The 24,667-nt window shown below is 67.4% G+C and carries 22 protein-coding genes; 13 read left to right on the forward strand and 9 right to left on the reverse strand.

The features are described from left to right. Window positions 1-199: 199 nt before the first annotated feature. The 4 genes from typA to CHB77_RS07925 form a co-directional block, all read right to left on the reverse strand. Window positions 200-2,020: a translational GTPase TypA gene (typA, locus tag CHB77_RS07910; protein WP_089387666.1), complete on the reverse strand. Its 1,821-nt coding sequence runs from the start codon at window positions 2,018-2,020 to the stop codon at window positions 200-202. Window positions 2,021-2,175: 155 nt separating this feature from the next. Next, on the reverse strand, window positions 2,176-3,327 hold the full coding sequence (locus CHB77_RS07915) for a hypothetical protein (RefSeq protein ID WP_131023333.1): 1,152 nt from the start codon (window positions 3,325-3,327) through the stop codon (window positions 2,176-2,178). Window positions 3,328-3,537: 210 nt separating this feature from the next. Then, window positions 3,538-4,299: a hydroxypyruvate isomerase family protein gene (locus CHB77_RS07920; protein ID WP_089387667.1), complete on the reverse strand. Its 762-nt coding sequence runs from the start codon at window positions 4,297-4,299 to the stop codon at window positions 3,538-3,540. Further along, window positions 4,299-4,850 carry a DUF1285 domain-containing protein gene (locus tag CHB77_RS07925; RefSeq protein ID WP_089387668.1) on the reverse strand — a complete coding sequence of 184 codons (552 nt, stop codon included), beginning with the start codon at window positions 4,848-4,850 and terminating at the stop codon, window positions 4,299-4,301. Before CHB77_RS07925 ends, CHB77_RS07920 begins: the two co-directional genes overlap by 1 nt. Window positions 4,851-4,914: 64 nt before the next feature. Here CHB77_RS07925 and CHB77_RS07930 point away from each other — a divergent pair, with 64 nt between their 5' ends. From CHB77_RS07930 to lpxB, 8 genes are read left to right on the forward strand one after another with little or no spacing between them, the layout of a single operon-like run. Next, entirely contained in the window at window positions 4,915-5,922 is a 1,008-nt protein-coding gene (locus CHB77_RS07930; RefSeq protein ID WP_089387669.1) for an AAA family ATPase, read from the forward strand. A 7-nt stretch (window positions 5,923-5,929) separates the two neighbouring features. Beyond that, entirely contained in the window at window positions 5,930-6,799 is an 870-nt protein-coding gene (locus tag CHB77_RS07935) for a DUF58 domain-containing protein (RefSeq protein ID WP_242626585.1), read from the forward strand. Next, on the forward strand, window positions 6,799-9,549 hold the full coding sequence (locus tag CHB77_RS07940; protein ID WP_089387670.1) for a DUF4159 domain-containing protein: 2,751 nt from the start codon (window positions 6,799-6,801) through the stop codon (window positions 9,547-9,549). Before CHB77_RS07935 ends, CHB77_RS07940 begins: the two co-directional genes overlap by 1 nt. Next, complete coding sequence (locus CHB77_RS07945; RefSeq protein ID WP_089387671.1) at window positions 9,546-11,675, forward strand: hypothetical protein; 2,130 nt, start codon at window positions 9,546-9,548, stop codon at window positions 11,673-11,675. Before CHB77_RS07940 ends, CHB77_RS07945 begins: the two co-directional genes overlap by 4 nt. A gap of 59 nt (window positions 11,676-11,734) precedes the next feature. Then, window positions 11,735-12,214, forward strand: coding sequence for a 3-hydroxyacyl-ACP dehydratase FabZ (fabZ, locus tag CHB77_RS07950; RefSeq protein ID WP_089387672.1), 480 nt, complete (start codon window positions 11,735-11,737; stop codon window positions 12,212-12,214). After that, complete coding sequence (lpxA, locus tag CHB77_RS07955; protein WP_089387673.1) at window positions 12,207-12,995, forward strand: acyl-ACP--UDP-N-acetylglucosamine O-acyltransferase; 789 nt, start codon at window positions 12,207-12,209, stop codon at window positions 12,993-12,995. Before fabZ ends, lpxA begins: the two co-directional genes overlap by 8 nt. Next, window positions 12,992-13,798 (forward strand): LpxI family protein, encoded by an 807-nt coding sequence (locus tag CHB77_RS07960; protein ID WP_089387674.1) that lies wholly within the window; start codon window positions 12,992-12,994, stop codon window positions 13,796-13,798. Before lpxA ends, CHB77_RS07960 begins: the two co-directional genes overlap by 4 nt. Before the next feature lie 27 nt (window positions 13,799-13,825). Beyond that, on the forward strand, window positions 13,826-14,980 hold the full coding sequence (gene lpxB, locus CHB77_RS07965) for a lipid-A-disaccharide synthase (protein WP_089387675.1): 1,155 nt from the start codon (window positions 13,826-13,828) through the stop codon (window positions 14,978-14,980). Here lpxB and CHB77_RS07970 read toward each other — a convergent pair. Together CHB77_RS07970 and CHB77_RS07975 are read right to left on the reverse strand one after the other, a co-directional pair. Then, window positions 14,964-15,311, reverse strand: coding sequence for a RidA family protein (locus tag CHB77_RS07970; RefSeq protein WP_089387676.1), 348 nt, complete (start codon window positions 15,309-15,311; stop codon window positions 14,964-14,966). The two genes, lpxB and CHB77_RS07970, sit on opposite strands and share 17 nt — an antisense overlap. A gap of 2 nt (window positions 15,312-15,313) precedes the next feature. Further along, entirely contained in the window at window positions 15,314-16,069 is a 756-nt protein-coding gene (locus CHB77_RS07975; protein ID WP_089387677.1) for a sulfite exporter TauE/SafE family protein, read from the reverse strand. Window positions 16,070-16,362: 293 nt separating this feature from the next. Here CHB77_RS07975 and CHB77_RS07980 point away from each other — a divergent pair, with 293 nt between their 5' ends. The 5 genes from CHB77_RS07980 to CHB77_RS08000 all read left to right on the forward strand — a co-directional run bounded on the left by CHB77_RS07980 (window position 16,363) and on the right by CHB77_RS08000 (window position 22,099). After that, window positions 16,363-17,466, forward strand: a complete 1,104-nt coding sequence (locus CHB77_RS07980; protein WP_423212887.1) for an ABC transporter ATP-binding protein — start codon at window positions 16,363-16,365, stop codon at window positions 17,464-17,466. A gap of 76 nt (window positions 17,467-17,542) precedes the next feature. Then, on the forward strand, window positions 17,543-18,613 hold the full coding sequence (locus tag CHB77_RS07985) for an ABC transporter substrate-binding protein (RefSeq protein ID WP_089387678.1): 1,071 nt from the start codon (window positions 17,543-17,545) through the stop codon (window positions 18,611-18,613). A gap of 93 nt (window positions 18,614-18,706) precedes the next feature. After that, window positions 18,707-19,783, forward strand: a complete 1,077-nt coding sequence (locus tag CHB77_RS07990; RefSeq protein WP_089387679.1) for an ABC transporter substrate-binding protein — start codon at window positions 18,707-18,709, stop codon at window positions 19,781-19,783. Window positions 19,784-19,846: 63 nt separating this feature from the next. Continuing rightward, window positions 19,847-21,145, forward strand: coding sequence for an ABC transporter permease (locus CHB77_RS07995; protein WP_089387840.1), 1,299 nt, complete (start codon window positions 19,847-19,849; stop codon window positions 21,143-21,145). A 3-nt stretch (window positions 21,146-21,148) separates the two neighbouring features. Then, the gene (locus CHB77_RS08000) at window positions 21,149-22,099 is read left to right on the forward strand and encodes an ABC transporter permease (RefSeq protein ID WP_089387680.1); all 951 of its coding nucleotides are present in this window, start codon (window positions 21,149-21,151) and stop codon (window positions 22,097-22,099) included. 2 nt (window positions 22,100-22,101) lie between these two features. Here the strand turns inward: CHB77_RS08000 and CHB77_RS08005 are convergent, their stop codons facing one another. From CHB77_RS08005 to CHB77_RS08015, 3 genes are read right to left on the reverse strand one after another with little or no spacing between them, the layout of a single operon-like run. Next, window positions 22,102-23,046: an AEC family transporter gene (locus tag CHB77_RS08005; protein ID WP_089387681.1), complete on the reverse strand. Its 945-nt coding sequence runs from the start codon at window positions 23,044-23,046 to the stop codon at window positions 22,102-22,104. Then, entirely contained in the window at window positions 23,043-23,861 is an 819-nt protein-coding gene (locus CHB77_RS08010; protein ID WP_089387682.1) for an MBL fold metallo-hydrolase, read from the reverse strand. Before CHB77_RS08010 ends, CHB77_RS08005 begins: the two co-directional genes overlap by 4 nt. Further along, the gene (locus tag CHB77_RS08015; protein ID WP_089387683.1) at window positions 23,858-24,667 is read right to left on the reverse strand and encodes a TatD family hydrolase; all 810 of its coding nucleotides are present in this window, start codon (window positions 24,665-24,667) and stop codon (window positions 23,858-23,860) included. The genes CHB77_RS08010 and CHB77_RS08015 overlap by 4 nt, the downstream gene beginning before the upstream one ends.

Raw genomic sequence — 24,667 nt, forward strand, 5'->3', positions numbered from 1 at the left:
ACCGATCCCCGGTCTTCCACTTCCCTCATGGACGAAAGCACACAAGGCCGGTGGCCGCGAGAGCGGCGGCATCATCGGACAACCTTGGACCATGCGCATCCGCCGACGCTTTCGGCTAGTTTCCCGATACAACCCTAACACGCCGGCCGGTCGCTGCGAACCCCGCCAAATCGACATGTTGACCCAATGTCAGCCGGAATCACCCCTCGGCTCGGGCCTGGCGCTTGCGTTCATGGGGATCCAGGTAACGCTTGCGCAGGCGGATGTTCTTGGGCGTCACCTCGACCAGTTCGTCGTCGTTGACATAGGCGATGGCTTCTTCCAGCGACATGCGGACCGGGGGCGTCAGGCGCACGGCCTCGTCGGTGCCGGACGCGCGCACGTTGGTCAGCTTCTTGCCCTTCAGCGGGTTCACTTCCAGATCGTTGTCGCGCGAGTGTTCGCCGATAATCATGCCGGTATAAAGCTGTTCCTGCGCGCCGATGAACATCTTGCCCCGGTCTTCCAGGTTCCATAGGGCATAGGCCACCGACACCCCGTCCTCCATGGAAATCAGGACACCCTGGCGGCGGCCCTGGATCGCGCCCTTGTAGGGCGCCCAGCCGTGGAAGATGCGGTTCAGCACGCCGTTGCCGCGCGTGTCGGTCATGAATTCGCCATGGTATCCGATCAGTCCGCGCGACGGCACATGGGCCACGATCCGGGTCTTGCCGACGCCCGCCGGGCGCATGTCGACCATGTCGCCCTTGCGTTCGCCGGTCAGCTTCTCGATCACCACGCCGGTATAGTCGTCGTCCACATCGATGATGACTTCCTCGATGGGTTCAAGACGCTGGCCGTCCTCGTCCCGGAAGATCACGCGGGGACGGCTGATGGACAGTTCGAACCCCTCGCGGCGCATGTTCTCGATCAGGACGCCCATCTGCAATTCGCCGCGCCCGGACACGACAAAGGCGTCGCCGCCCGGCGTATCCTCGACCTTGATGGCCACGTTCACCTCGGCCTCGCGCATCAGGCGTTCGCGGATCACGCGGGACTGGACCTTCTTGCCGTCCTGGCCGGCCAGAGGGCTGTCGTTGATACCAAAGGTCACGCTGATGGTGGGCGGGTCGATCGGCTGGGCGGGCAGGGCCGTGTCCACCTCCGACGCGGCGATGGTGTCGGCGACGGTCGCCTTGGACATGCCGGCCAGGGTCACGATGTCGCCGGCTTGCGCCTCGTCGATGGTGGTCTGGGTCAGGCCGCGGAAGGCCAGGATCTTGCTGATGCGGAACTGTTCGATCCGTTCGCCGTCGCGCGACAGCGCCTTCACGGTGTCGCCCGCCTTGGCGCGCCCGGCCTCGACCCGGCCGGTCAGCAGGCGGCCCAGGAACGGATCGGCAGACAGCGTGGTGGCCAGCATCTGGAACGGTTCACCGGCACGGGCGATCTGCTTGGGCGGCTGCACATGCGACAGGATCAGGTCGAACAGGGCCGACATGTCCTTGCGCGGGCCGTCCAGCGTCGCGTCGGCCCAGCCGCCGATGCCGCTTGCATAGACATGGGGAAAATCCAGCTGTTCGTCGCTGGCGCCCAGATTGGCGAACAGGTCGAACACATCGTTCAGCGCGTTGTCGGGTTCGGCGGCGGGCTTGTCCACCTTGTTCAGCACCACGATGGGACGCAGGCCTAGGGCAAGCGCCTTCGAGGTCACGAATTTCGTCTGCGGCATCGGGCCTTCGGCGGCATCGACCAGCAGGCAGACGCCATCGACCATGGACAGGATGCGTTCCACCTCGCCGCCGAAATCGGCGTGGCCGGGCGTATCCACAATGTTGATGCGGGTGCCCTTCCATTCGACGCTGGTCGCCTTGGCCAGGATGGTGATGCCGCGCTCGCGTTCGATGTCGTTGCTGTCCATGGCGCGTTCGGCGACCGCCTGGTTTTCACGGAACGCCCCGGACTGGCGCAACAACTGGTCAACCAGCGTCGTCTTGCCGTGGTCAACGTGAGCGATGATGGCGATGTTGCGGATATCCATGAACGACCCTTTTCAATTCGCGGTCGCCCTATCGAAAAGTCGCCCGAAAGGCCAGATGAAATCGCGGATGACTGAGGGGCTGGCAAGCAAGGAAAAACCCGCCACGACGGGGCGGCGGGTTTCCGGGGTCTGTCGTCAGGCTTGCGAACGGCGCCTCAGCGGTCGCGGATGCCCCGATGCAGACCGGCCCACACGCGCCCTTCGTCCCGATCACGGCCCCCGCGAATGGCGGCAAGGAAGGCGACCGCACCGGCGATCAGCGTCGACGCGGCCAGGAAGAACGCCGACCAGACGGCGGCCCGGCGCGCCGTTTCCGCAGCGTCCACCGCAGCCTGACGCGCCTGTTCCAGCTGCTGCTCGGCCTCCTGTTGCAGGCGCTCTGCCTCGGTCCTTGCGTTGGTCACGGCTTCCTCGGCCTGGGCGCGGACATCGGCCAGGCGTTGTTCGGCTTCGTCGCGCAGGGTCTGCACCTCGGTCACGGCCTGATCGACGCGGGCTTCGACTTCGGGCTGGGTCAACTGGGTTCGGGCGGCCACGGCGCGGACCAGATAGTCGCGGTCCTCTTGCGCCAATTCGCCGGTCCGCATGACCGACCCGACGATGCTTGCGATCTCGTCGCGGATCGCCTCGTCCGAATAGTTGGCGGGCGCCGTGTCGTCGGCACGCAGCAGACGGTTCGAGATATAGTCCAGCGGGTTCTGGACCAACCCATCGGGCAGCATGTCCTGCATGGTATCGCCACCGGCGGCTTCGCCCGCGCCCTGAACGACACCGCCCGCAGCCTGTCCGACGCCGCTGATCGCGCCGCCGGCTACCTGGCCCGCGCCGCTGACCACGCCACCGGCCAGTTGTCCCGCGCCTTGCAGCGCGCCCCCGACCGCCGATCCGCCCGCCTCGACCACAGTACCCGCGGCCGATCCGACGGCGCGGACGCCCCCGGACACAAGGCCAAGGGTCAGCAGCGCCCCGACCAGCGTGCCGATGGCCCACACGGTCAATCCATGCGCGCCGTCGCGCGCCTTGGTTTCATCGGCGCCGATCCCCTGGACGGGGGTGCGCATCCGCCCGGCGATATAACCGCCCAGGGCATAGGAACCCAGCGTGGACAGAAAGGCGAAGAAGCCCACCAGAATCATGGCAAAGGTGCCAAGCCCTTCGCCGGGCTCGGCGGATACCGATCCCAGTCCGATCGCCGCCGTGAAGCCCGTGAAGACGACCATCGCGGCCGCGGCCACCGCCGCGCCGGACAGGATCGCCGGCCAGTCCATGATGCTGCGGGGCGGTTGCGCGTCAGGTGAAACGTTCATTGGATCTATCCTTGCAGGGGCCATTGCTCAGCGAAGGCCAAGGAAGGACAGGATGAACAGGACGACGACGACCAGTCCGACGATATAGATGATCGAGTTCATGGGGGCTATCTCCGCTGATGAAGGCGCGTCGCGCGCGCATTTTTCCAAATCGCTTCACCATGATAACGCGACCGTGTAAACGCCGGTTCCCCGGTCGCGGGCCAATCGTCAGCCGGACCCCCCCGGCAGCCAGCCCAGCCCCTGGGCTGTCAGTCCCAGGGGGTTGTATTCCGCGCTGACCCAGCCGCGATAACCCGATTGGTCAAGGGCAGCGAAAAACGCCGGATAGTCGATCATCCCGCCCGCCGGTTCGTGGCGGCCCGGCACCCCGGCGATCTGGACATGGCGGGTGATCCCGGCATGGCGGCGCCACGCGGCCATGGCATCGCCGGTGATGAGGTGGGCGTGATAGGCGTCGAACTGCAAACCGATGTTCGGCACGCCGATCTGCGCGATCAGGTCGGCGGCAAGATCGAAGTCGTCCAGGAAATAGCCGGGCTGGTCGGCGGGGTTCAGCGGCTCGATCGTCAGGCTGACATGAGGCGCGCGGGCGGCGGCCCAAGACAGGTTCGCGACAAAGGTCGCCCGCGCCTCGGACCCCTGGGCATAGCCCGCCATGACGTGAATGTGCCGGGTCCGCAACGCGCCCGCAAAGCGAAGGGCGCGGTCGAAATCGCTGCGGAACCGTTCCTCGAGGCCCGGCTCGGCGGCGAATCCGCGCGGCCCGCCCGCCCAGTTCGGCGGCGGCGTGTTCATCAGCACGAAATCCAGCCCGGCCGCGACGGCGGCGCGAGACAGGTCGCGGGCAGGGATGTCATAGGGAAACAGGATCTCGACGCCCTGAAACCCCGCATCCGCCGCGGCGGCGAATCGGTCCAGCATGGGCATTTCGGTGAACAGCATCGTCAGGTTGGCGGCAAAACGGGGCATCAAGGCTCCAACGGGAAAAAAACGCCGCCGGATCGGATGCCGCTGCGGCCTTCCTCGTCGCTGGCGGCGGCGGCAAGCCGGTAAAAGGTCTTTCGGTCGATCAGCGCCTCCAGCCCCGCGCGGACATGGACATAGGGGCGCGGTTCATCCGCCGTGCCGCGCAGGATGATGGGATTTTCCGATCCCGCCGTCACCCGGTCACCGACATTCGTGGCAAAGGAAATGCTGTCCGGCCGGATGTCGGCGTCGACGGCGACAAAAGGTGCATCGACCACGCGGATGCCCACCTTTTCAACCGGCGTGACCAGAAAGAACGCGTCCCCTTCGCGCTTCAGGATGGTGGAAAACAGACGCACCATCGCGGGCCTGCCGATGGGCGTCCCGTTATAGAACCATGTGCCGTCCGCGCGAATTTCCATGTCAAGATCGCCGCAAAAGGGCGGGTTCCACAGATGCACCGGCGGCAGTCCGCCCCTGGCATCCGTTCCCGCCTTGCTTGCGGCGGCGGCAAGGCCTTCGGCGCTCACGCCTTTGTCACCGCGATCTGCCATTCCCTGCTGTCGCCTTTCGCATATCCTCTTATGGTTCGATGTAAAGCAGCACGGGGGCGTTGTCATGGCTTCGGATGATATTCTGGTGGGGCAGGTCGAACAGCTTGGGCGTGTCCTTGCCGATGCCCGCGCCAGCATCGCCCGCCGCTTTGTGGGCCAGCATCAGGTGGTCGAACAGGTGCTGGCGGCGATCCTGTCGGGCGGGCACGCGCTGCTGGTGGGCCAGCCGGGCCTGGGCAAGACGATGCTGGTGGATACCTTGTCCGCCGTCCTGGGCCTGGACAGCCAGCGGATCCAGTTCACCCCCGACCTGATGCCCGCCGACATCCTGGGGTCCGAGGTTCTGGACGTGCTGCCCGACGGATCGCGCGCGTTCCGGTTCATCGAAGGCCCGGTCTTCACCCAGCTTCTGATGGCGGACGAGATCAACCGCGCGTCCCCCCGCACACAGTCGGCCCTGTTGCAGGCCATGCAGGAACACGAGGTCACGATCAGCGGCCAGCATCGCCCGTTGGGCCGTCCGTTCCATGTTCTTGCCACGCAGAACCCGATCGAGCAGGAAGGCACCTATCCCTTGCCCGAGGCGCAGCTGGACCGTTTCCTGTTGCAGATCGACGTGGGTTATCCGACCCGCGACACCGAACGCGACATCCTGCTGGCCACCACGGGGGTCGAGGATGTGCGCGCCCATGCGGCCTTCGACGCGGGCGGTCTGATCGCCGCGCAGCGCCTGATCCGCCAGATGCCGGTGGGAGAGGCGGTGGTGGAAACGATCCTGGATGTGGTCCGCGCCTGCCGTCCGGGCACGCCGGAACAGGCAGGCTTCGTGGGCGATGCCCTGGTCTGGGGGCCTGGACCGCGCGCCGCCCAGGCGCTGATGCTGGTGACGCGGGCGCGCGCCGTGTTGCACGGCCGTTTCGCCCCCACGCTGGAGGATGTGGAGGCGATGGCGGCCCCTGTCCTGCGGCACCGGATGGCCCTGTCCTTTGCGGCCCGCGCGCGGGGCGACACGGTGGACGGCGTGGTCGCGCGCCTTCTGGACGACCGTTTCCGCGCCAGCAAGGCGGCATGAGGTTGTCTTGACCCAAAGCCCCGCCGATCTTCGTGCACAGGCGCAATCGGCCAGCGCGCATCTGCCCGCGCTGATCCTGTCGGCCGAACGGCTGGCGGCGATGGTGGCGCCGGGCGCCCATGGCCTGCGCCGCGCCGGTCCGGGAGAGGATTTCTGGCAATACCGTCCCGCCAGCCAGGGTGACAGCGCGCGGTTGATAGACTGGCGCCGGTCGGCCCGGTCGGACGCCGAATTCGTGCGCGATCGCGAATCGCAGACGGCGCAAGCGGTGGGCCTGTGGATCTCGGCCGGGCAGGGGATGGGCTATGCGGGCGCATCGGACCGCCCCAGCAAGCGCGACCGGGCGCATCTGCTGGCCCTGGCGTTGGCGATGGTGCTGCTGCGGGGGGGCGAAAAAGTGGGCCTGCTGGGCCAGCCCGCGCGGGCGGGCCGGGTGCAGGCCGACCGGCTGGCCGAACGGATCGCGGCGATCACGGCCCGCGACGGCGATGGCGACGCCCCCGCGCCCGATCAGCTGCGTCCCAACCAGCGGCTGGTGATCCTGTCGGATTTCCTGGACGATCCGGCCTGGGTCGATGCGCTGCTGGCGCGGGCGGCGGGCATGGGCGTGACCGGCGTGCTGATGCAGGTGCTGGACCCCGACGAGGAAACCTTTCCCTATGCCGGTGCCGTGCTGTTCCGGTCCCTGTCGGGTGTCATCCGCCATGACAGCCGCGACGCGGGGGGCCTGCGCGACGCCTATCTGGCGCGGCTGGCCGACCGGCGCGACTGGCTGCGCCGCCGGGCGACGGGGGCGGGCTGGCATTTCGGGCATCACACCACCGATCATCCGCCCGCTGTCGCGTTAAGCTGGCTTTATCAGGTGCTTGCCGGCTGATGCTGATGCTTGGTCCCATAGGCTTCGCGGCGCCCTGGGTGCTGACGGCGCTGATCGCGCTGCCTGTCCTGTGGATTCTGCTGCGCGCCCTGCCGCCCGCGCCACGCCAGGTGGCCTTTCCAGGCGTTGCGCTGTTGCGGGGCTTGCTGGACAAGGTTCCGGTCGCCCGGCGCACGCCCTGGTGGCTGCTGCTGCTGCGGCTGGCCGCTGTCGCCGCGCTGATCCTGGCTTTTGCCGGTCCGAGCTGGAAACCCGTCGTGCCTGTCGGACAAGGTGGTCCGCTGCTGGTGGTGCTGGACGCGGGCTGGGCCGCCGCCCCGGACTGGCCCGCCCGCCTGACGCGGGCGGAAGCCGCGCTGGGCAACGCCGCCGCCCAGGGGCGCCCCGCCGCGCTGCTGCTGGCTGACGGTCGCGCTGCGCCGGGCGCGCTGCCCTTTGCCCCCGCCGATACGCTGCTGGCGGGGTTGCGGGCCGCGCAGCCGATGCCCTGGGCCACGGGCCTGCCCGCCAATCCCCAGGCCGCGCTGGCGAATGTCCCGGAAGGGGCGCTGGAAACCCTGTGGATCAGCGACGGGCTGGACCATCCCAACCGCGGCGCCTGGCTGGAGGCGCTGACGCGGCGCGGCGCGGTTACGGTGGTGCCCCCCGCGCGCGCCGTCCGGTCGCTGTCGCTGCACGCGGGCGACACGCCTTCCCTGACGCTGGCGGCGACCGACGAGACCGCGCCCGCCATCCTGGCCATCGGTCCCGATCCCCAGGGCGTGGAACGCGAACTGGCCCGCCTGACCGCTGGCGATGCCGCCGTCGCCGACGGCACCTGGACGCGCCCCGCCGCCATCGACCTGCCGCCCGAACTGCGCAACCGCATCACCCGCTTCCAGGTCGAGGGCGAGGCCCACGCCGGGGCTGTCGTTCTGACCGATGACCGGGTGAAGCGCCGCAAGGTCGGACTTGTCGGAGACGCCGACCGCCAGGCCGAGGGGCAGGAGCTTTTGTCCCAGCTGCATTACCTGCGCCGCGCGCTGAACCCGACCGCCGACGTGGTCGAAGGCGGGCTTGGCGACGTGCTGGACACCGCGCCGGACGTGATCGTGCTGGCCGATCAGGTCGATCTGGCGGAATCGGCGGAACTGGCCGGATGGGTGGAGGAAGGCGGGCTGCTGATCCGCTTTGCCGGGCCGCGCATGGCCGCGTTCGAGGATTTGCAGAACGAACCGCTGATCCCCGTGCCGCTGCGGCAGGGGGGCCGCGACATCGGCGGCGCGCTGTCCTGGGGCGATCCCCGCACCATTCTGCCCTTTGCGGCAGAGGGTGTCTTTGCCGGTCTGATCCCGCCCGAGGACGTGACGATCCGCGCGCAACTGATGGCCCAGCCTGCGCCCGATCTGGCCGACAGGACGCTGGCCGCGCTGTCGGACAACACGCCGCTGGTCACGCGTTCGCGGCAAGGCCAGGGACAGATCGTCCTGTTCCACGTCACTGCCAATGCCGAATGGTCGAACCTGCCGATTTCGGGGCTGTTCGTGGACATGCTGAACCGGCTGGTCCAGACCGCCCGCGTCGCGCCTGCCGACGAGGTGTCCGAGGACCGGGATCAGCCCTTCTGGACCCCGGAAACCGTATTGGACGGTTTCGGCCGCGCACAGCCCGCCGAAGGGATGGCGCCCGTTCCCGCCGCCGATCTTGCGCGCGGCACCGGGCCGAACCGTCCGGCGGGCATCTATGCCGCGGGCGAGCGGCGGACGGCATTGAACGCCGGCGGCCCGATGGTCCGGGCCGATTGGCCCGGCGCGACCGTCGAGGCGGTGGGCACCACCGGGGGCCGCGACCTGACGGGCATCCTGCTGGCGCTTGCCGCGCTGATCCTGGCGGCGGATGCGCTGGGATCCGCGCTGCTGGCGCGGGGAGGGCGGGTCGCGGCGGCGGTTCTGCTGGCCCTGCTGATCCAGCCCGCGCCGCCCTTGATGGCCCAGGATCCGAATCCCGAACTGGCCCGCGCCGCGAACGAGGTCGCCCTGGCCTATGTCGTGACCGGCGACGAACGGGTGGACGACGCGTCGCGCGAAGGTCTGCGAGGCCTGTCCGTCGTGCTGCGGCAGCGCACCTCGGTCGAGCCGGGGGAACCCGTCGCCATCGACCTGGACCGTGACGACCTGTCGGTGCTGACCTTTCTGTACTGGCCCATCACCGACACCCAGGCGGCCCCGTCACCCCAGGCTTATGTGCGGCTGAACCATTTCATGCGGTCGGGGGGCATGATCCTGTTCGACACGCGCGACGGCGATGTGGCGGGCGTCGGCGGGCCGGACATGTCGCAGGCCTTGCAAGCCCTGGCCGCGCCGCTGGAGATCCCGCCCCTGTCGCCTATTCCCGCCGATCATGTCCTGACTCGCAGCTTTTATCTGCTGTCCGACTTTCCGGGCCGCTGGCAGGGCAACCCCGTCTGGCTGGAGGCCCCGCCCGCAGGCGCCGAAACGGCCGAGGGGATGCCCTTTCGCCAGCTGAACGACGGCGTCAGCCCGGTAGTGATCGGCGGCAATTCCTGGGCCGAGGCCTGGGCCGTGGACGACAACGGCTATGCCGCCTATCCCATCGGCCGGGGATGGGAAGGTGAGCAGCAGCGCGAGATGGCCTTTCGATTTGGCGTGAACCTGGTCATGTATGTCCTGACGGGCAACTATAAATCCGATCAGGTGCATGTCCCCGCCCTGCTGGACCGGATGCGGACCGAGGAGACGCTTGGCCCATGATCTCGACCGCGACCCAGCTTCGCTTCGATCCCCTGCTGCCCTGGTGGGTCATCGCCGGGTTGGCCGTGCTGGCGCTGCTGGTGGCGGGGTTCGCGCTGTGGCGCGGGCTGCGGGGCTGGGCATGGCGCGGCCTTGCCGGTCTGGCCACCGCCCTGGCCCTGGCCGGTCCCGCGTTGGAGATCGGCAGCCGCACGGGCCTGTCGGACATCGTGATCCTGATCGACGACCGTTCCGCCAGCCAAGACCTGCCGGAACGCACCGCCCAGGCGGATGCCGCCGTCGATGCCATGTCCCGCCGGATCGCCGCGTTGCCGAATACGGAACTGCGCCGCGTGACGGTAGGCGATAACGATGACGGCACGCTTTTGGCGACCGAACTGGCCCGCGCCATCGCCGCCGAACCCGACACCCGGCTGGCAGGCGTCATTGCCGTCACCGACGGGCGCCTGCACGATCCGGCCATGCTGCCCGCGGACGTGCCCGCGCCTGTCCATGTTCTCTTGACGGGCCGGCCCCAGGATTGGGACCGCCGCCTGGTGATCGAGGAAGCCCCGGCCTTCGGCCTGATCGACCAACAGGTGATGATCCGCCTGCGCATCGAGGATCAGGGCGCCGTGCCGCCTGCCGCGCAGGCCGGGCCGGTCAACCTGCGCCTGTCCATCGACGGAGAGAACGAGCAGGTGATGGCCGTGCCCGTGGACCAGACGATCACCCTGCCGCTGACGCTGGATCACGCAGGCCAGAATGTCGTGCAGATCAGCTTCGACGCGCCCGAAGGCGGCGAGTTGACCGACCGCAACAACAGCGCCGCGATCAGCATCAACGGCGTGCGCGACCGGCTGCGCGTCCTGCTGGTGTCGGGCGAACCCCATGCGGGCGAACGGACCTGGCGCAATCTGCTGAAATCGGACGCGGCGGTCGACCTGATCCATTTCACCATTCTGCGCCCGCCCGACAAATCCGACGGCGTGCCGGTCAACGAACTGTCGCTGATCGCCTTTCCGACCCAGGAACTGTTCATGGAGCGGATCGAGGATTTCGACCTTATCATCTTCGACCGCTATAGCGTGCGGGGGATCCTGCCGCCCGATTATTACGCCAACATCGCCCGCTACGTCGAAAACGGCGGGGCGGTCCTGGTTTCCGCAGGGCCGGAGATGGCCGGAGTGGAAAGCCTGTATCTGTCGCCGCTGGGACAGATCCTGCCCGCCCGCCCGACCGGACAGGTGCTCGAAGCACCTTTCCGTCCGCGCCTGACGGAGGACGGGCGCCGCCATCCTGTCACCGCCGGCTTGCCGGGGGCCGAGGGTCGGGACGGAAATCCGGCCTGGGGCCGCTGGCTGCGCATGGCGACGGTGACGCCGGATGCGGATGCCCAGGTGGCGATGACCGGCATCGAGGACCAGCCCCTGCTGATCCTGGACCGGGTGGGCCAGGGACGGGTCGCGCTGCTCACCTCGGACCAGGTGTGGCTGTGGGGGCGCGGCTTCGAGGGCGGCGGTCCGCAACTGGAGTTGCTGCGCCGCATCGCCCATTGGTCCATGAAGGAACCCGAACTGGAGGAGGAGGCGCTGCTGGCCGACGTCTCGGGCGATCTGGCCGTCCGGTTCACCCGCCGCACCATGGCCGACGGCGCCGGGCCGCTGGTGGTGATGCGCCCTGACGGCGGGACCGAGGAGGTTGCCCTGACCCCTGCCGGGCCGGGCCGGTTCGTCGCCGACTGGACGGCGCCGGAGCCGGGTCTCTATCGGCTGCAAGACGGCGACCTGCGCCGGGTTCTGGCGCTTGGCCCCGCCGCGCCGCGCGAATTCGAACAGACCGTCGCCAGCCCTGCCGCCCTGGTGCCGCTGGCGGACGCGACGGGCGGCGGGATCGTCAACCTGTCGGACGGGGTGCCCGACCTGCGCACCGTGGCGCCGGGCCGCTCGGCGCATGGCAGCGCCGCCCTGGGCGACTGGATCGCGGTGATGCCCCGCGATGCGGCGTCCGTTACCGGGCTGGAACGCAGGCCTTTGCTGCCGGGCTGGGCCTGGCTGGCCTTGGTCGCGGGCCTGATCCTGACGGGCTGGCTGCGCGAAGGCCGCCCCGGCAAGGCCGCGCCCATGGCGCCCGGTGTCGCTGGCTGACCGCTTGCCAACCGTCATGCACGTTGCTAACCCGGAAAAAACGTCCCGAAGGAACGCTTATGGCTGATGAAACGCGCGCCCCCGCCCCATATGCCGTGGCTGACCTGTCGCTGATAAAGCGCATCATCCCGCACCGCTATCCCTTTCTGTTCATCGACAGGGTGCGCGACATCGTCCCCCACGAAGGCGGGGTCGGCGTCAAGATGGTCACCTGCAACGAACCGCATTTCCAGGGCCATTTCCCCGACGAGCCCGTGATGCCCGGCGTCACCATCGTCGAGGCGATGGCCCAGACCGCTGCCGTGATCGTCGGGATCAGCATGAACATCATCGACAAACCGCTGGCGACCTATTTCATGGGCATCGACAAGTGCAAGTTCCGCCGCATGGTCGTGCCCGGCGACGTGCTGGAACTGCATTGCAAAGCCTTGCGCGGCGGCGGCAGGATCTGGAAGTTCGAGGGCCGTGCCCTGGTCGACGGACAGCTTTGCGCCTCGGCCGAATTCACGGCAATGATGGCGCTCAAGGCCGATGGCTGACGCCCGCATACACCCCAGCGCGGTGATCGAGGACGGCGCCCAAATCGGCGCGGACGTCCGCATCGGACCGTTCTGCGTGGTCGGCCCCAGGGTCCGGCTGGCCGACGGGGTGGAGTTGAAATCCCACGTCGCCGTTGCCGGGGATACCAGCATCGGCGCCGGCACGGTCGTCTTTCCCTTTGCCTCGATCGGAGAGGTGCCGCAGGATCTGAAGTTCCGGGGCGAGGATGTGAGGCTGGATATCGGCGCGCGCAACCGCATCCGGGAATACGTCACTATGAACCCCGGCACGCAGGGGGGCGGTGGTGTGACCCGCGTGGGCGATGACGGGCTGTTCATGGCGGGCTGCCATGTGGGCCACGACTGCCAGCTTGGCGACCGGGTGATCCTGGTCAACAATGCCTCGCTGGCCGGGCATTGCCATCTGGACGACGACGTGATCGTCGGGGGCCTGTCCGGCGTGCATCAGTGGGTGCGCATCGGGCGCGGCGCGATGATCGGCGCGGTGACGATGGTGACGGCCGACGTGATTCCCTATGGGCTGGTCCAGGGGCCGCGCGGACATCTGGACGGGTTGAACCTGGTCGGGCTGAAGCGCCGGGGCGCCAGCCGCGCCGATATCCACGAATTGCGCGCCATGCTGGACAGCCTGGGCGCGGGCAGTTTCCGCGACACCGCCCGCCATCTGGCCGAAGGCGAGGCGGGGCCGATGGCCCGCGACGTGCTGAGCTTCATCCTGGGGCCGTCCGACCGCAGCTTCCTGACCCCGAAACCCGCATGAGCCGAACCGCCGTCATCGCAGGGCAAGGTGCCCTGGCCCCCGCCGTCATCGCCGCCTTGGATGCGCCGCTGGTCTATTCCCTTGACGGCTTCGCGCCCGAGGGGGTGGATGCGCAGCCTTTCCGGCTGGAACGGCTGGTGCCCTTTCTGGACAGCCTGCTGGATCAGGACGTGTCGCGCGTGGTCTTTGCAGGCGCAATCCGCCGCCCGCGCCTGGACCCGGACCTGTTCGACGCCCGCACGGCGCAACTGGTGCCGCGCATCATGATGGCGATGCAGTCGGGCGACGACGGTGCGCTGCGCGCGGTGCTGGACGTGTTTCAGGAACACGGGCTGGCCATCGCCTCGGTCGCCGAGGTGGCATCCGACCTGATCCCCGGCGAAGGCGTGCTGGCAGGCGAACCCTCGGCCGCCGACCGGCGCGACGCAGAGCGCGCGGCGCTGATCCTGGCCGCCATGGGTCCGCTGGATATCGGGCAGGGGGCCGTCGTCGCCCAAGGGCAATGCCTTGCCATCGAAACCCTGCCCGGTACGGCGGCAATGCTGGATTTCGCGGCCTGTCATGCCGCGCTTCGGCCCAACCCGAACGGCGCCAAGGGGGTTTTCGTCAAGGCGCCCAAGCCCGGCCAGGACATGCGCATCGATCTTCCGACGCTTGGCCCCGACACCGTGACCCAGGCCGCCGCTGCCGGGCTGGCGGGCATCGCCTGGCAGGCGGGCGGGGTGATCCTGCTGGATCGGGACCATGCGATCCGCAGCGCGGAATCGGCGGGGCTGTTCCTGTGGGCCATGCCGCCATCGTGACGTGACCTTCCCAGCCGGGTGAAACACATGAAGTTCTTCCTGATCGCGGGCGAACCTTCGGGCGACCAGTTGGGGGCCGCGCTGATGGCGGGCCTGCGCAGGCTTGCGCCCGACGCCGAACTTGTGGGCATTGGCGGGGATGCGATGGCCGCGCAAGGTCTGGACAGCCTGTTTCCCATGGGGGAACTGAGCCTGATGGGCATTTGGGAGGTTCTGCCCAAATACCGCCACCTGCAACGCCGCATTGCCCAGACGGCAGACAGGATCGCCGCCGAACGCCCCGATGCCCTTATCACCATCGACAGCCCGGATTTCTGCCTGCGCGTGGCCCGCGCGGCACGGGACAGGCGGCCCGACCTGCGCACGGTCCACTATGTCGCGCCGTCCGTCTGGGCATGGCGGGCGGGGCGGGCGCTGAAGATGGCGCAGGTCATCGATCACGTGCTGGCGATCCTGCCGTTCGAACCGCCCCTGATGCGAACGGCGGGAATGACCTGCGATTTCGTGGGCCATCCCGCCGCCGCCGCCGCCGTGGCCGGTCCCGACGACGCCGCGCTGTTCCGGGCCGGTCACGGAATTGCGCCCGAAGCGCCGCTGGTCCTGTGCCTGCCCGGCTCGCGCCGGGGCGAGGTCGATCGCCTGCTGCCCCGTTTCGGCGAGACGCTGAGGGATCTTCGCCGCCACGTTCCCGAAGTTCAGGTTGTCTTGCCGACCGTGCAGGGGGTGGCCGACCTGGCCCGGCACCTGACGGCCGAGTGGTCGTCGCGCCCCCTGGTGATCGAGGATCCGGCACAGAAATGCGCGGCCTTTGCGGCGGCCGATCTGGCCTTGGCGGCTTCGGGAACGGTCAGCCTGGATCTGGCGGCGAACCGGGTGCCGATGGTGATCGGCTATGACATGGCGCCGATCAGCCGGATGCTGATCGGAATGCTGCTGAAGACCGACACCGTGACGCTGGTCAATTTGGTCAGCGACACCCGCACTGTCCCCGAATTCCTGGGCCGCGACTGCCGGCCCGCGCCGATGGCGCAGGCCTTGTTGCGATTGCTGGACGATCCCGCCGCGCGGGCCGCCCAGTTGGACGCGATGGACCTGACCATGGACCGGCTGGGCAAGGGGGGCGAGGCGCCGGGCCTGCGCGCGGCCCGGTCCGTTTTGCGGGCCGTTACAGGACCGCGGTGACGATCACCTCGACCTTGTAATCCGGGGTGGCCAGCTTCGCCTCGCCCGTGGCGCGCGCCGGGGTGTGGCCCTGGGGCGCCCACTGATCCCAGACGGCGTTCATTTCGGCGAAATCGGCCATGTCGGCCAGCCAGATCTGGGCCGACACGATTCGGGTCTTGTCGGTGCCCGCGGCGGCCAGCAGGCGGTCCACCTGTTCCAGCACCACGCGGGTCTGGTCGGCTACGGACGCGCCGGGTTCACCCACCTGTCCCGCCAGCCACACGATTCCGTTGGCGACGACCGCCTGGCTCATGCGCGGGCCGGTTTCGATCCGCTTGATATCGCTCATGTTCATGCTCCTTGAATGAGACGCCAGAAAAAGATCGCGGTCATGCCGAAGCCGATCACGGCGATCAGCAGCCGCAGGACATGGCGTGGGATCCGCCGCGCGACGGGCGGTCCGGCATAGCCCCCCGCGATCGTACCCAGGGCCATGATCGCCGCCGGTCCCCAGGCCACGGTGCCCCCCGCGGCGAAGACGGCGAAGGCGATGACCGACAGCGCAAAGCTCAGCCAGCATTTCAGGCCGTTCATCTCGTGCAGGTCGGTCATGCCCCACATCGCAAAGACCGCCAGCAGCACGATGCCCAACCCGCCGTTGAAATAGCCGCCGTAGACCGCCACCGGCAGCAGGATGCCCAGGCCAAAGGGCATGACCACCGATCGCCAGCGCGACGCCACGCGCCGTACGTCGTCGGCACGATAGAACACCAGGGTAGCGACCAGCAGCAGGAACGGCACAAGCGCGGAAAACGCCTTGTTCGAACTGACCAGCAAAAGGCCGCTGCCCACCGCCCCGCCGATCATCGTCCAGACCGTCAGACGGGCCAGGGGCGCGTCGTGGATGCGGCGGATGTCGTCGCGAAACCCGATGGCCGACGACAGGTAACCCGGCAACGCGGCAACCGTGCTGGTCGCGTTGGCCGCGACCGGGGGAATGCCGATGAAGACAAGCGCCGGAAAGGTGATGAAGGTGCCGCCGCCGGCGACCGCGTTCAGCATCCCCCCCAGCAGCCCGGCGATGAACAGCAGGGCAATATCCAGCATCGGCAGCCTTTGAACGGGTCAGGGGGCCTGACGGTGGGGCGGCGTGAACGGCCGCGGGAATCGGGTCGGTCGCGACGCTAGCCGCCGCGCAAGGGGCATTCAAGGCCGGACCCCATGGCGCCGCATGCCTGCGGTTGCATCACGACTGCCGATTTTACGGGCGGTGGCATCCGGCGCATGGAAGCGACCTTTGGGGGCGAAGAAATGTCGCAAACGGTGTTGCGCTTGTGCCGACGCGGCGCTTAACGTGCGAATGCGCTGAACAACCAGAACCAGAACAGGGAGAGCGCCTTTTGCTGGACAACCACCCGGGCGATGCTTTCGTCTCATTCGAACATGTTCAAAAAAGCTATGACGGTCAGACTCTTGTCGTCAAGGATTTGAACCTGTCCATCGGCAAGGGCGAATTCCTGACGATGCTTGGACCGTCCGGTTCGGGCAAGACCACCTGCCTGATGATGCTGGCCGGGTTCGAGACCGCGACTCATGGCGAAATCCGGCTGGGCGGACGGCCCATCAACCAGGTTCCGCCCCACAAGCGCGGCATCGGGATGGTGTTTCAGAACTATGCGCTGTTTCCCCACATGACCGTGGGCGAAAACCTGTCCTTTCCGCTGGAAGTCCGGGGCATGGCCAAGTCCGAGCGTGAAAGCCGTGTGGCCCGCGCGCTGGACATGGTGCAGATGGGCAAGTTCATCAACCGCCGTCCTGCCCAACTGTCGGGCGGCCAGCAGCAGCGCATCGCCCTGTCGCGCGCCCTTGTCTTCGACCCCGAACTGGTGCTGATGGACGAACCCCTGGGCGCGTTGGACAAACAACTGCGCGAACACATGCAGTTCGAGATCAAGCACCTGCATGAACGCCTTGGAATCACGGTGGTTTATGTCACCCATGACCAGGGCGAGGCCCTGACGATGTCCGACCGCGTGGCCGTTTTCAACGACGGCCGGATCCAGCAGCTTGCCGCGCCCGCCGATCTGTACGAACGCCCCGAAAACAGCTTCGTGGCCCAGTTCATCGGCGAAAACAACAAGTTGCCCGGCACGATCGAGGAACTGTCGGGGGATCATTCGCTTGTGCGGCTTGCGACGGGGGAACTGATCGATGCGACCCCTGTCAACGTCACGCAAAAGGGCCAGCAGACGCTGGTGTCGATCCGCCCCGAGCGGGTCGAGTTCAAGCCCGAGATGATGCCGCCGAACGCGCACATGATCGACGCCTCGGTCATCGACGTCGTCTACATGGGCGACATCCTGCGCGCGCGGCTGAAGGTGGCGGGCAGCGACGATTTCGTGATGAAGATGCGCAACACCATCGGCCAGACAAGGCTGGCGCCCGGCCAGCAGATCAAGATCGGCTGGCATCCCGCCGATGCCCGCGCGCTGGACCCGGTCTGACGGACCCGCGCCGCGTCCGCGTCTGCGGGCCACCAATGACGGCAAATGTCGCATATCCTTGCAGTTGGAGTGATAGATGAAGAAGACGCTCGCCCTTTCCACCGCGCTTGGCCTGATCGCCCTTCCCGCGCTGGCCGACGTGAACCTGTTGTCCTGGGGTGGGGCCTATGGCAACAGCCACCTGGAAGCCTATGCCAAGCCCTTCGAGGCCGAGACGGGCATCAAGGTGACGATGGCCGACGCCGACAACCCGGCCACGCCCATCAAGGCCATGGTCGAGGCCGGAAACGTCACCACCGACGTGGCATCCGTTGAATATGCCGACGCGGTGCGCCTGTGCGACGAGGGCCTGCTGGAAACCATCGACCCGGCGATCCTGGTCGCGGCCGAGAATGGCACGCCCGCGGCGGACGATTTCATCGAAGGCGCGGTCACGGAATGCTTCGTGGCGACCGACGTGTATTCGATGGTCCTGGCCTATGACGACAGCAAGTTCCCCGACGCCAAGCCCGCCAGCCCCGCCGATTTCTTCGATCTGGAAAAATTTCCCGGCAAGCGCACCATGCGCAAGGGCGCCAAGTTCAATCTGGAACTGGCGCTGATGGCCGACGGCGTTCCCGCCGCCGAGGTCTATGCGATCCTGTCCACCCCGGAGGGCGTGGACCGCGCCTTCGCCAAGCTGGAGACCATCAAGGACGAGGTGATCTGGTGGGAAGCCGGCGCCCAGCCCCCGCAACTGCTGGCGGATGGGGAAGTCACCATGGCCTATGCCTTCAACGGCCGCATCTTCAACGCCGCCCAGGGCGAGGGGAAACCCTTCAAGATCATTTGGGACGGACAGATCTACGAGATGGAAGGCTGGGTCATCCCGAAGGGCGCCGAGAATCTGGAGGAAGCCAAGCAGTTCGTCGCCTGGACGACCTCGCCCGCCCCGCAGGCCCGCGCGGCCGAATTCATCAGCTATGGCCCGCCGCGTCGTTCCGCCGCCGCCCTTGTCGGCAACGTCGAGGGAACGGACGTGCCGATGGGTCCGAACCTGCCCACGACCCAGGCCAACATGACCAACGCGCTGGGATCGGACCTGGATTTCTGGGTGGATCGCGATGCCGAGCTGAACGAACGTTTCAACAGCTGGCTTGCCGGCTGACGCCGTCGGGGCGGGCCAAAAACCGCCCTTTCGCCCAGAAGGGCCAAGAACACGGGGCCATGCAGCCCATCAAACCAACGGGAGTACTACAACGTGAAAACCACTCTGGTCCTATCCACCGCGCTTGCGGGCATGGCCTTTGCCGCCACCGCGCAAGAGGTCAATGTCGTGTCCTGGGGCGGCGCCTATGAGGTCAGCCAGGTCGAGGCCTACAACAAGCCCTTCACCGCTGAAACCGGCATCACCGTAAACATGATTGCCGCCGACAACCCCTCGACCCCGCTCAAGGCGCAGATCGAGGCGAACAACGTCACCGGCGACGTGTTCGACGTCGAGGTCAGCGACGCGATCCGCCTGTGCGACGAAGGCGCCCTGGTCGAGATCGATCCGGCCATGCTGCCTGCCGCCCCGGACGGCACCCCCGCAGTCGAGGATTTCATCGACGGCGCCTTGCAGGATTGCGCGGTCGCCAACATCTTCTGGGGCACGGTCATCGCCTTCGACACCACCAAGTTCTCGGGCGACAAGCCTGCCTCGGCTGCGGACTTCTTTGATACCGAGAAGTTCCCCGGCAAGCGCGGGCTGCCGAAAAGCCCCAAGCGGACCATGTATCTGGCGTTGATCGCCGACGGCGTTCCCGCCGGCGAAGTCTATGACGTGCTGGCCACCCCCGAGGGCGTGGACCGGGCCTTCGCCAAGCTGGACACGATCAAGAACGACGTGATCTGGTGGGAAGCGGGCGCCCAGCCGGTGCAGCTTCTGGCCGACGGAGAGGTCGTGATGGCCACCGGCTATAACGGGCGCTTCTTCGACGCCATGGTGGGCGAGGGCAAGCCGTTCGAGATCATCTGGGATGGCCAGTACATGGACATGGACATGTTCGTGATCCCGAAGGGCGCGCCGAATCCCGAAGCCGCGATGGAATACCTGAAATTCGCCACCGACACGCAGCGGCTTGCGGATCAGGCGAAATACATCGCCTACGGCCCGTCGCGCAAATCCTCGGCCGCATTGGTGGGGATGTATCAGGACGGCAAGACCGAAATGGCGCCGCATATGCCGACCAATCCGCAATACCTGGAAACGGCCGTGATGGACGACCCGGAATTCTGGGCCGACCACGACGCCGAGATGACCGAGCGTTTCAACAGCTGGCTGGCCAGTTCCTGATCCTGACGACCGCCGCCGTTCCGCCTTGCCGGGACGGCGGCCTTGAAAACCTTTGGGGATTTCATGGCGAACGCACTTGATCCGCACGCCGCCGTTGTGGCGACCGCCACCGGCCTGACCGATGGGGGGCTGCGGACCGCCGATGGCAAACCCCTGGCCCGCGCCCTGGCCCGATCCCAGTCGCTGGCCCGCCGCCGCGCCTTTTTGCTGGTGCTGCCGCTGTTGGCCTTCATTCTGATAACCTTCGTGGTGCCGATCGGGCAGATGCTGCAACGATCATTCTATAACGACGGCTTTTCCGCCCACATGCCCGCGCTGTCGCAATGGTTCGCCGACAACCCGCGCGGAACCGAACCCGACGACGCCGCCTGGACGGCCCTTGCCACCGACCTCCAGGCGTCGGCCGAAGCGCGGACCATCGGCATCGTCGGCACCCGCATCAACTATGACGTGCCGGGCACGCGGTCCCTGTTCACCTCGACCGGCCGGCAGGTGCGCCGGGGGCTGGAGCCGCCCTATCAGGCCGCCCTGCTGGACATCGACGAGGAATGGGGCGATCCCAGGCTGTGGTCGGCGATGCGCGATGCCTCGACGCCCTTGACAAGCAACTTCTATCTGGCCGCCGTGGACCGCACGCGCGCCGACGACGGCAGCGTCGTCCAGGTCGAGGAGCGCCAGCAAGTCTATGTGATGCTGTTCATGCGCACCTTCTGGCTGTCGCTGGTCATCACCTTTGTCACCTTCGTCTTGGGCTTTCCCATCGCACACCTTCTGGCGACCCTGCCGATGCGGAAATCCAACATGCTGATGATCCTGGTGCTGCTGCCGTTCTGGACCTCGCTGCTGGTTCGAACCACAAGCTGGATGGTGCTGTTGCAGCAGCAGGGGGTTATCAACGACATCCTGGTCTGGATGGGCGTCATCGGCGGCAGCCAGCGGTTGCAGATGATCTATAACCAGACGGGCACGATCATCGCCATGACCCATATCCTGCTGCCCTTCATGATCCTGCCGCTGTATTCGGTGATGCGCACGATCAACCCGTCCTATGTCCGCGCCGCGCGGTCCCTGGGCGCCACAAGCTGGACCGCGTTCCGCCGGGTGTATTTCCCGCAGACGCTGCCGGGGCTGGGGGCGGGGGCGCTTCTGGTCTTCATCCTGGCGGTCGGATACTATATCACGCCCGCCCTGGTCGGCGGATCGTCGGGCCAGCTGATTTCCAACATGATCGCGATGCACATGACCGACACGCTGAACTGGTCGATGGCGGCGGCACTGGCCGCGCTGCTGCTGGGCGCGGTCCTGCTGCTGTATTGGGTGTATGACCGGATGGTCGGCATCGACAACCTGAAGCTGGGGTGATCCGTGGCTGTTCCGACCTATGCAACCCCGCTGGAGCGTGTCTGGCACTATGCCTATCTGGTGATCTGCGGGCTGATCTTCTTTTTCCTGATCGCGCCCATCGTCGTCATCATCCCGCTGTCCTTCAACGCCGAGCCTTACTTCACCTTTACGGACCGGATGCTGTCCTTCGACCCCGAAGGATACAGCACGCGGTGGTATGAAAGCCTGTTGACGTTCGGAATGCAGAACCCCGACACCACGGGCTGGGCCTTCTGGTCGGATGCCTGGGCCAACGCCAACTGGATCAAGGCCGCCAAGAACTCGATCATCATCGGGGTCTGTTCGACCCTGCTGGCCACCGTGCTGGGCACCTTGGCCGCGCTTGGCCTGTCGCGCCCCGAGATGCCGTTCCGCCGGGCGATCATGGCGATCCTGATTTCGCCCATGATCGTGCCGCTTATCATCACGGCGACGGGCATGTTCTTCTTCTATTCGAATCCCTGCGAACTGCTGGGCCTTTTCGGCCTGCCCACGAATTGCGGGCGTCTGGCGGGAACCTATGCCGGCGTGATCCTGGCCCATGCGACGCTGGGCATACCGTTCGTCATCATCACCGTCACGGCGACACTGGTGGGGTTCGACCAGTCGCTGAACCGGGCCGCGGCATCGCTGGGGGCCAATCCGCGCACCACCTTTTTCCGGGTGACCATGCCGCTGATCCTGCCGGGCGTGATTTCGGGCGCGCTGTTCGCCTTTGTGACCAGCTTCGACGAGGTGGTGGCGGTGCTGTTCATCGCCGGGCCGGACCAGCAGACGATCCCGCGCCAGATGTGGAACGGCATCCGCGAACAGATCAGCCCGGCCATCCTGGCGGTGGCGACGCTGCTGGTGATCTTTTCCATCGGGCTTCTGACCACGGTGGAACTGCTGCGCCGCCGGTCGGAACGCATCCGGGGCGTGACGCCGCGCTGAGGTCAGGGCAGGATCGCCAGCCACATCCAGATCGACACAACCGATACGGCGGTGCCGCCCAGCACCGTCGTCGCCGCAACGCGTTTGGCGGCGCCATAGAGATTCGCGAACAGATAGGCGTTCACCCCCGGTGCCATCGCCGCCGTCATCACCGCCGACCGCAGGCCCGCGTCGTCCAGTCCCGTCAGGCGGCCAAGCCCATAGGCCAGACCGGGATGGACCAGCAGCGAACAGGCGCAGCACAGCGCGATGGCGCCCGCATCGCCTTCGGGACGATACCGGTAAAGAACGCCGCCCAGGCCGAACAGCGCGGCGGGCAGGGCGGAACCGGCGATCATGTCCACGGCGGCCCAGAAGCCTTCGGGCATGACCAGGCCCGCCTGGATCAGCACGTTCATCGATACGCCGGTCAGGATCCCGATCACAAGGGGCGTTCGCAGCACCCCCGTCACGGCGCGCAGGGCGACGCGCCCCACGGACAGCCCGCTGCCTCGGGCGCGCGTGAACTCCATCACCGTGATGCCGAAGGTATAGAGCAGCGGCGAATGGATCGCGATGATCGCCCAGTTGCCCGCCAGCGAATCCGGGCCATAGGCGCGTTCCATGATCGGGATGCCCAGCAGCAGGCTGTTGGAAAACAGGCAGGTGAAGCCGATCGCCACGCAATCCATCGGCGGACGGTTGAACAGGAAGCGCGCCCCGGCCCAGCCGATCAGATAGCTGGAAAAGGCGCCGATATAGAAGGGCAGCAACAGGCCGAGGCGGAATTCCGTCCCCAGATCCAGCCGGGCCATGGACGCGAACAGCAGCGTCGGCGCGGCGAAGTTCTGGGCAAAGACCATAAGCCCGTCCACCGCGCTTTCGCGGAAAATGCCGCGCCAGGCGACCAGATAGCCGAAGCCCACGATCAGGAAGACCGGAACGATGATGTTGAACAGCGCGGTCACAGCACCGCCGGGTGGTCGGGCGTGTCCGAGGTCGTCTCGATCACCATGCCGTCGAAGGCGGGCTGCACATGATCGGGCGTCGTCGCCGCGACCGTGGCATGGTCCATGTCGATGTGCATGTTCGTCAGGACTGCGCGCGGCGTTCCCGCATGGGCGATCCAGTCCAGCGCCTGCGCCAGATGGGCATGGCTGGGATGGGGCGCCGGGCGCAGGGCGTCGCAGACAAAGACCTCGGCCCCGTGGATCAGCGGCCAGGCGGGATGGGGGATGTCGGACACATCGGGCAGATACACCAGACCGCCGATGCGCAGGCCCAGGGCGGTGATCTCTCCGTGCTGGACGCGAAAGGGGATCAGCGTGACGGGGCCGCCCGGCCCGGTGACGATGATCGGCCCGTCGATGCGGCGCAGGTCGCAGATCGGCGGATAGAAGCTGCCGGGCGGCGTTTCGAAGATATAGCCGAAGCGGCCCAGCAACGCTTCCGAGGTCGGCATGTCGGCCCAGGCGGGGATGCGCCGGCCGGCGTTGTAGGCCACCTGCCGCAGGTCGTCGATGCCGTGGACATGATCGGCATGGGGATGGGTATAGACCACCGCGTCCAGCGTGGCGACATTGGCGTCAAGCAGCTGCGGCACCAGATCGGGACCGGTATCGACCAGCACCTGCGTCGTGCCATCGGCGCCGGGGCGTTCCACCAGCAGGGAACAGCGGCGGCGGCGGTTTTTCGGATTGGCGGGGTCGCAATCGCCCCATCGGTTCCCCAGGCGCGGCACGCCGCCCGACGATCCGCAACCCAGGATCGTCGCGCGGATCATGCGACAGGTTCTTTTGCGGCCTTGGGAAACAGCCGGTCGAAGTTGGCCGAGGTTTGCGCCGCGAACTGCGGATAATCCATGCCGAACACCCCGGCCACCAGGGCGGCGGTCTTGGCGACATAGGCCGGCTCGTTCCGACGGCCGCGATGTGGGGGCGGGGCAAGATAGGGGCTGTCGGTCTCGACCAGAATGCGGTCCACGGGGGCGGCGGCAAAGATCGCGCGCAGATCGTCCGACCGCGGGAACGCCGCGATGCCCGACATCGACAGATAGAAGCCCAGGTCAAGCGCCGTTCGCGCCAGGGCCGCGCCCGAGGTGAAGCAGTGCATCACGCAGGTGAACGCGCCCGCGCGGTGTTCTTCGGCCAGGATGCGGGCCATGTCCGCGTCGGCGTCGCGGGAATGGACGATCAGGGGCAATCCGGTCCGGCGCGCGGCCTCGATATGGATGCGCAGGCTTTCGGCCTGCCGGGCGGAACTATCGGCGGTGTAATGATAGTCCAGCCCGGTTTCGCCGATGCCCACGAATTTCGGATGCCCTGACAGGGCGACAAGCTGGTCGACTGTCGCCAGCGGCTCCTCGGCCGCGCTCATCGGGTGGGTTCCGGCGGCATAGAAAACCCCGTCAAAGCGTTCGGCAAGCGCGCGGACCTGGGGTTCCTGCCGCAACCGGGTGCAGATCGTGACCATCCGCGTCACGCCTGCCGCGCGGGCGCGGGCGACCAGGGCGTCGTGTTCGCCTTCGAAATCCGGGAAATCCAGATGGCAATGGCTATCGACGATCGGCACGGGGACCGCGTGGGACAT

The organism is Paracoccus sediminis, from assembly GCF_900188295.1.
GTDB lineage: Bacteria > Pseudomonadota > Alphaproteobacteria > Rhodobacterales > Rhodobacteraceae > Paracoccus > Paracoccus sediminis.

Coding starts and splice junctions, on each gene's coding strand:
- typA (WP_089387666.1), bottom strand. CDS start 2,020: ATGGATATCCGCAACATCGCCATCATCGCTCACGTTGACCACGGCAAG.
- CHB77_RS07915 (WP_131023333.1), bottom strand. CDS start 3,327: ATGAACGTTTCACCTGACGCGCAACCGCCCCGCAGCATCATGGACTGG.
- CHB77_RS07920 (WP_089387667.1), bottom strand. CDS start 4,299: ATGCCCCGTTTTGCCGCCAACCTGACGATGCTGTTCACCGAAATGCCC.
- CHB77_RS07925 (WP_089387668.1), bottom strand. CDS start 4,850: ATGGCAGATCGCGGTGACAAAGGCGTGAGCGCCGAAGGCCTTGCCGCC.
- CHB77_RS07930 (WP_089387669.1), top strand. CDS start 4,915: ATGGCTTCGGATGATATTCTGGTGGGGCAGGTCGAACAGCTTGGGCGT.
- CHB77_RS07940 (WP_089387670.1), top strand. CDS start 6,799: ATGCTGATGCTTGGTCCCATAGGCTTCGCGGCGCCCTGGGTGCTGACG.
- CHB77_RS07945 (WP_089387671.1), top strand. CDS start 9,546: ATGATCTCGACCGCGACCCAGCTTCGCTTCGATCCCCTGCTGCCCTGG.
- fabZ (WP_089387672.1), top strand. CDS start 11,735: ATGGCTGATGAAACGCGCGCCCCCGCCCCATATGCCGTGGCTGACCTG.
- lpxA (WP_089387673.1), top strand. CDS start 12,207: ATGGCTGACGCCCGCATACACCCCAGCGCGGTGATCGAGGACGGCGCC.
- CHB77_RS07960 (WP_089387674.1), top strand. CDS start 12,992: ATGAGCCGAACCGCCGTCATCGCAGGGCAAGGTGCCCTGGCCCCCGCC.
- lpxB (WP_089387675.1), top strand. CDS start 13,826: ATGAAGTTCTTCCTGATCGCGGGCGAACCTTCGGGCGACCAGTTGGGG.
- CHB77_RS07970 (WP_089387676.1), bottom strand. CDS start 15,311: ATGAGCGATATCAAGCGGATCGAAACCGGCCCGCGCATGAGCCAGGCG.
- CHB77_RS07975 (WP_089387677.1), bottom strand. CDS start 16,069: ATGCTGGATATTGCCCTGCTGTTCATCGCCGGGCTGCTGGGGGGGATG.
- CHB77_RS07985 (WP_089387678.1), top strand. CDS start 17,543: ATGAAGAAGACGCTCGCCCTTTCCACCGCGCTTGGCCTGATCGCCCTT.
- CHB77_RS07995 (WP_089387840.1), top strand. CDS start 19,847: ATGGCGAACGCACTTGATCCGCACGCCGCCGTTGTGGCGACCGCCACC.
- CHB77_RS08010 (WP_089387682.1), bottom strand. CDS start 23,861: ATGATCCGCGCGACGATCCTGGGTTGCGGATCGTCGGGCGGCGTGCCG.
- CHB77_RS08015 (WP_089387683.1), bottom strand. CDS start 24,667: ATGTCCCACGCGGTCCCCGTGCCGATCGTCGATAGCCATTGCCATCTG.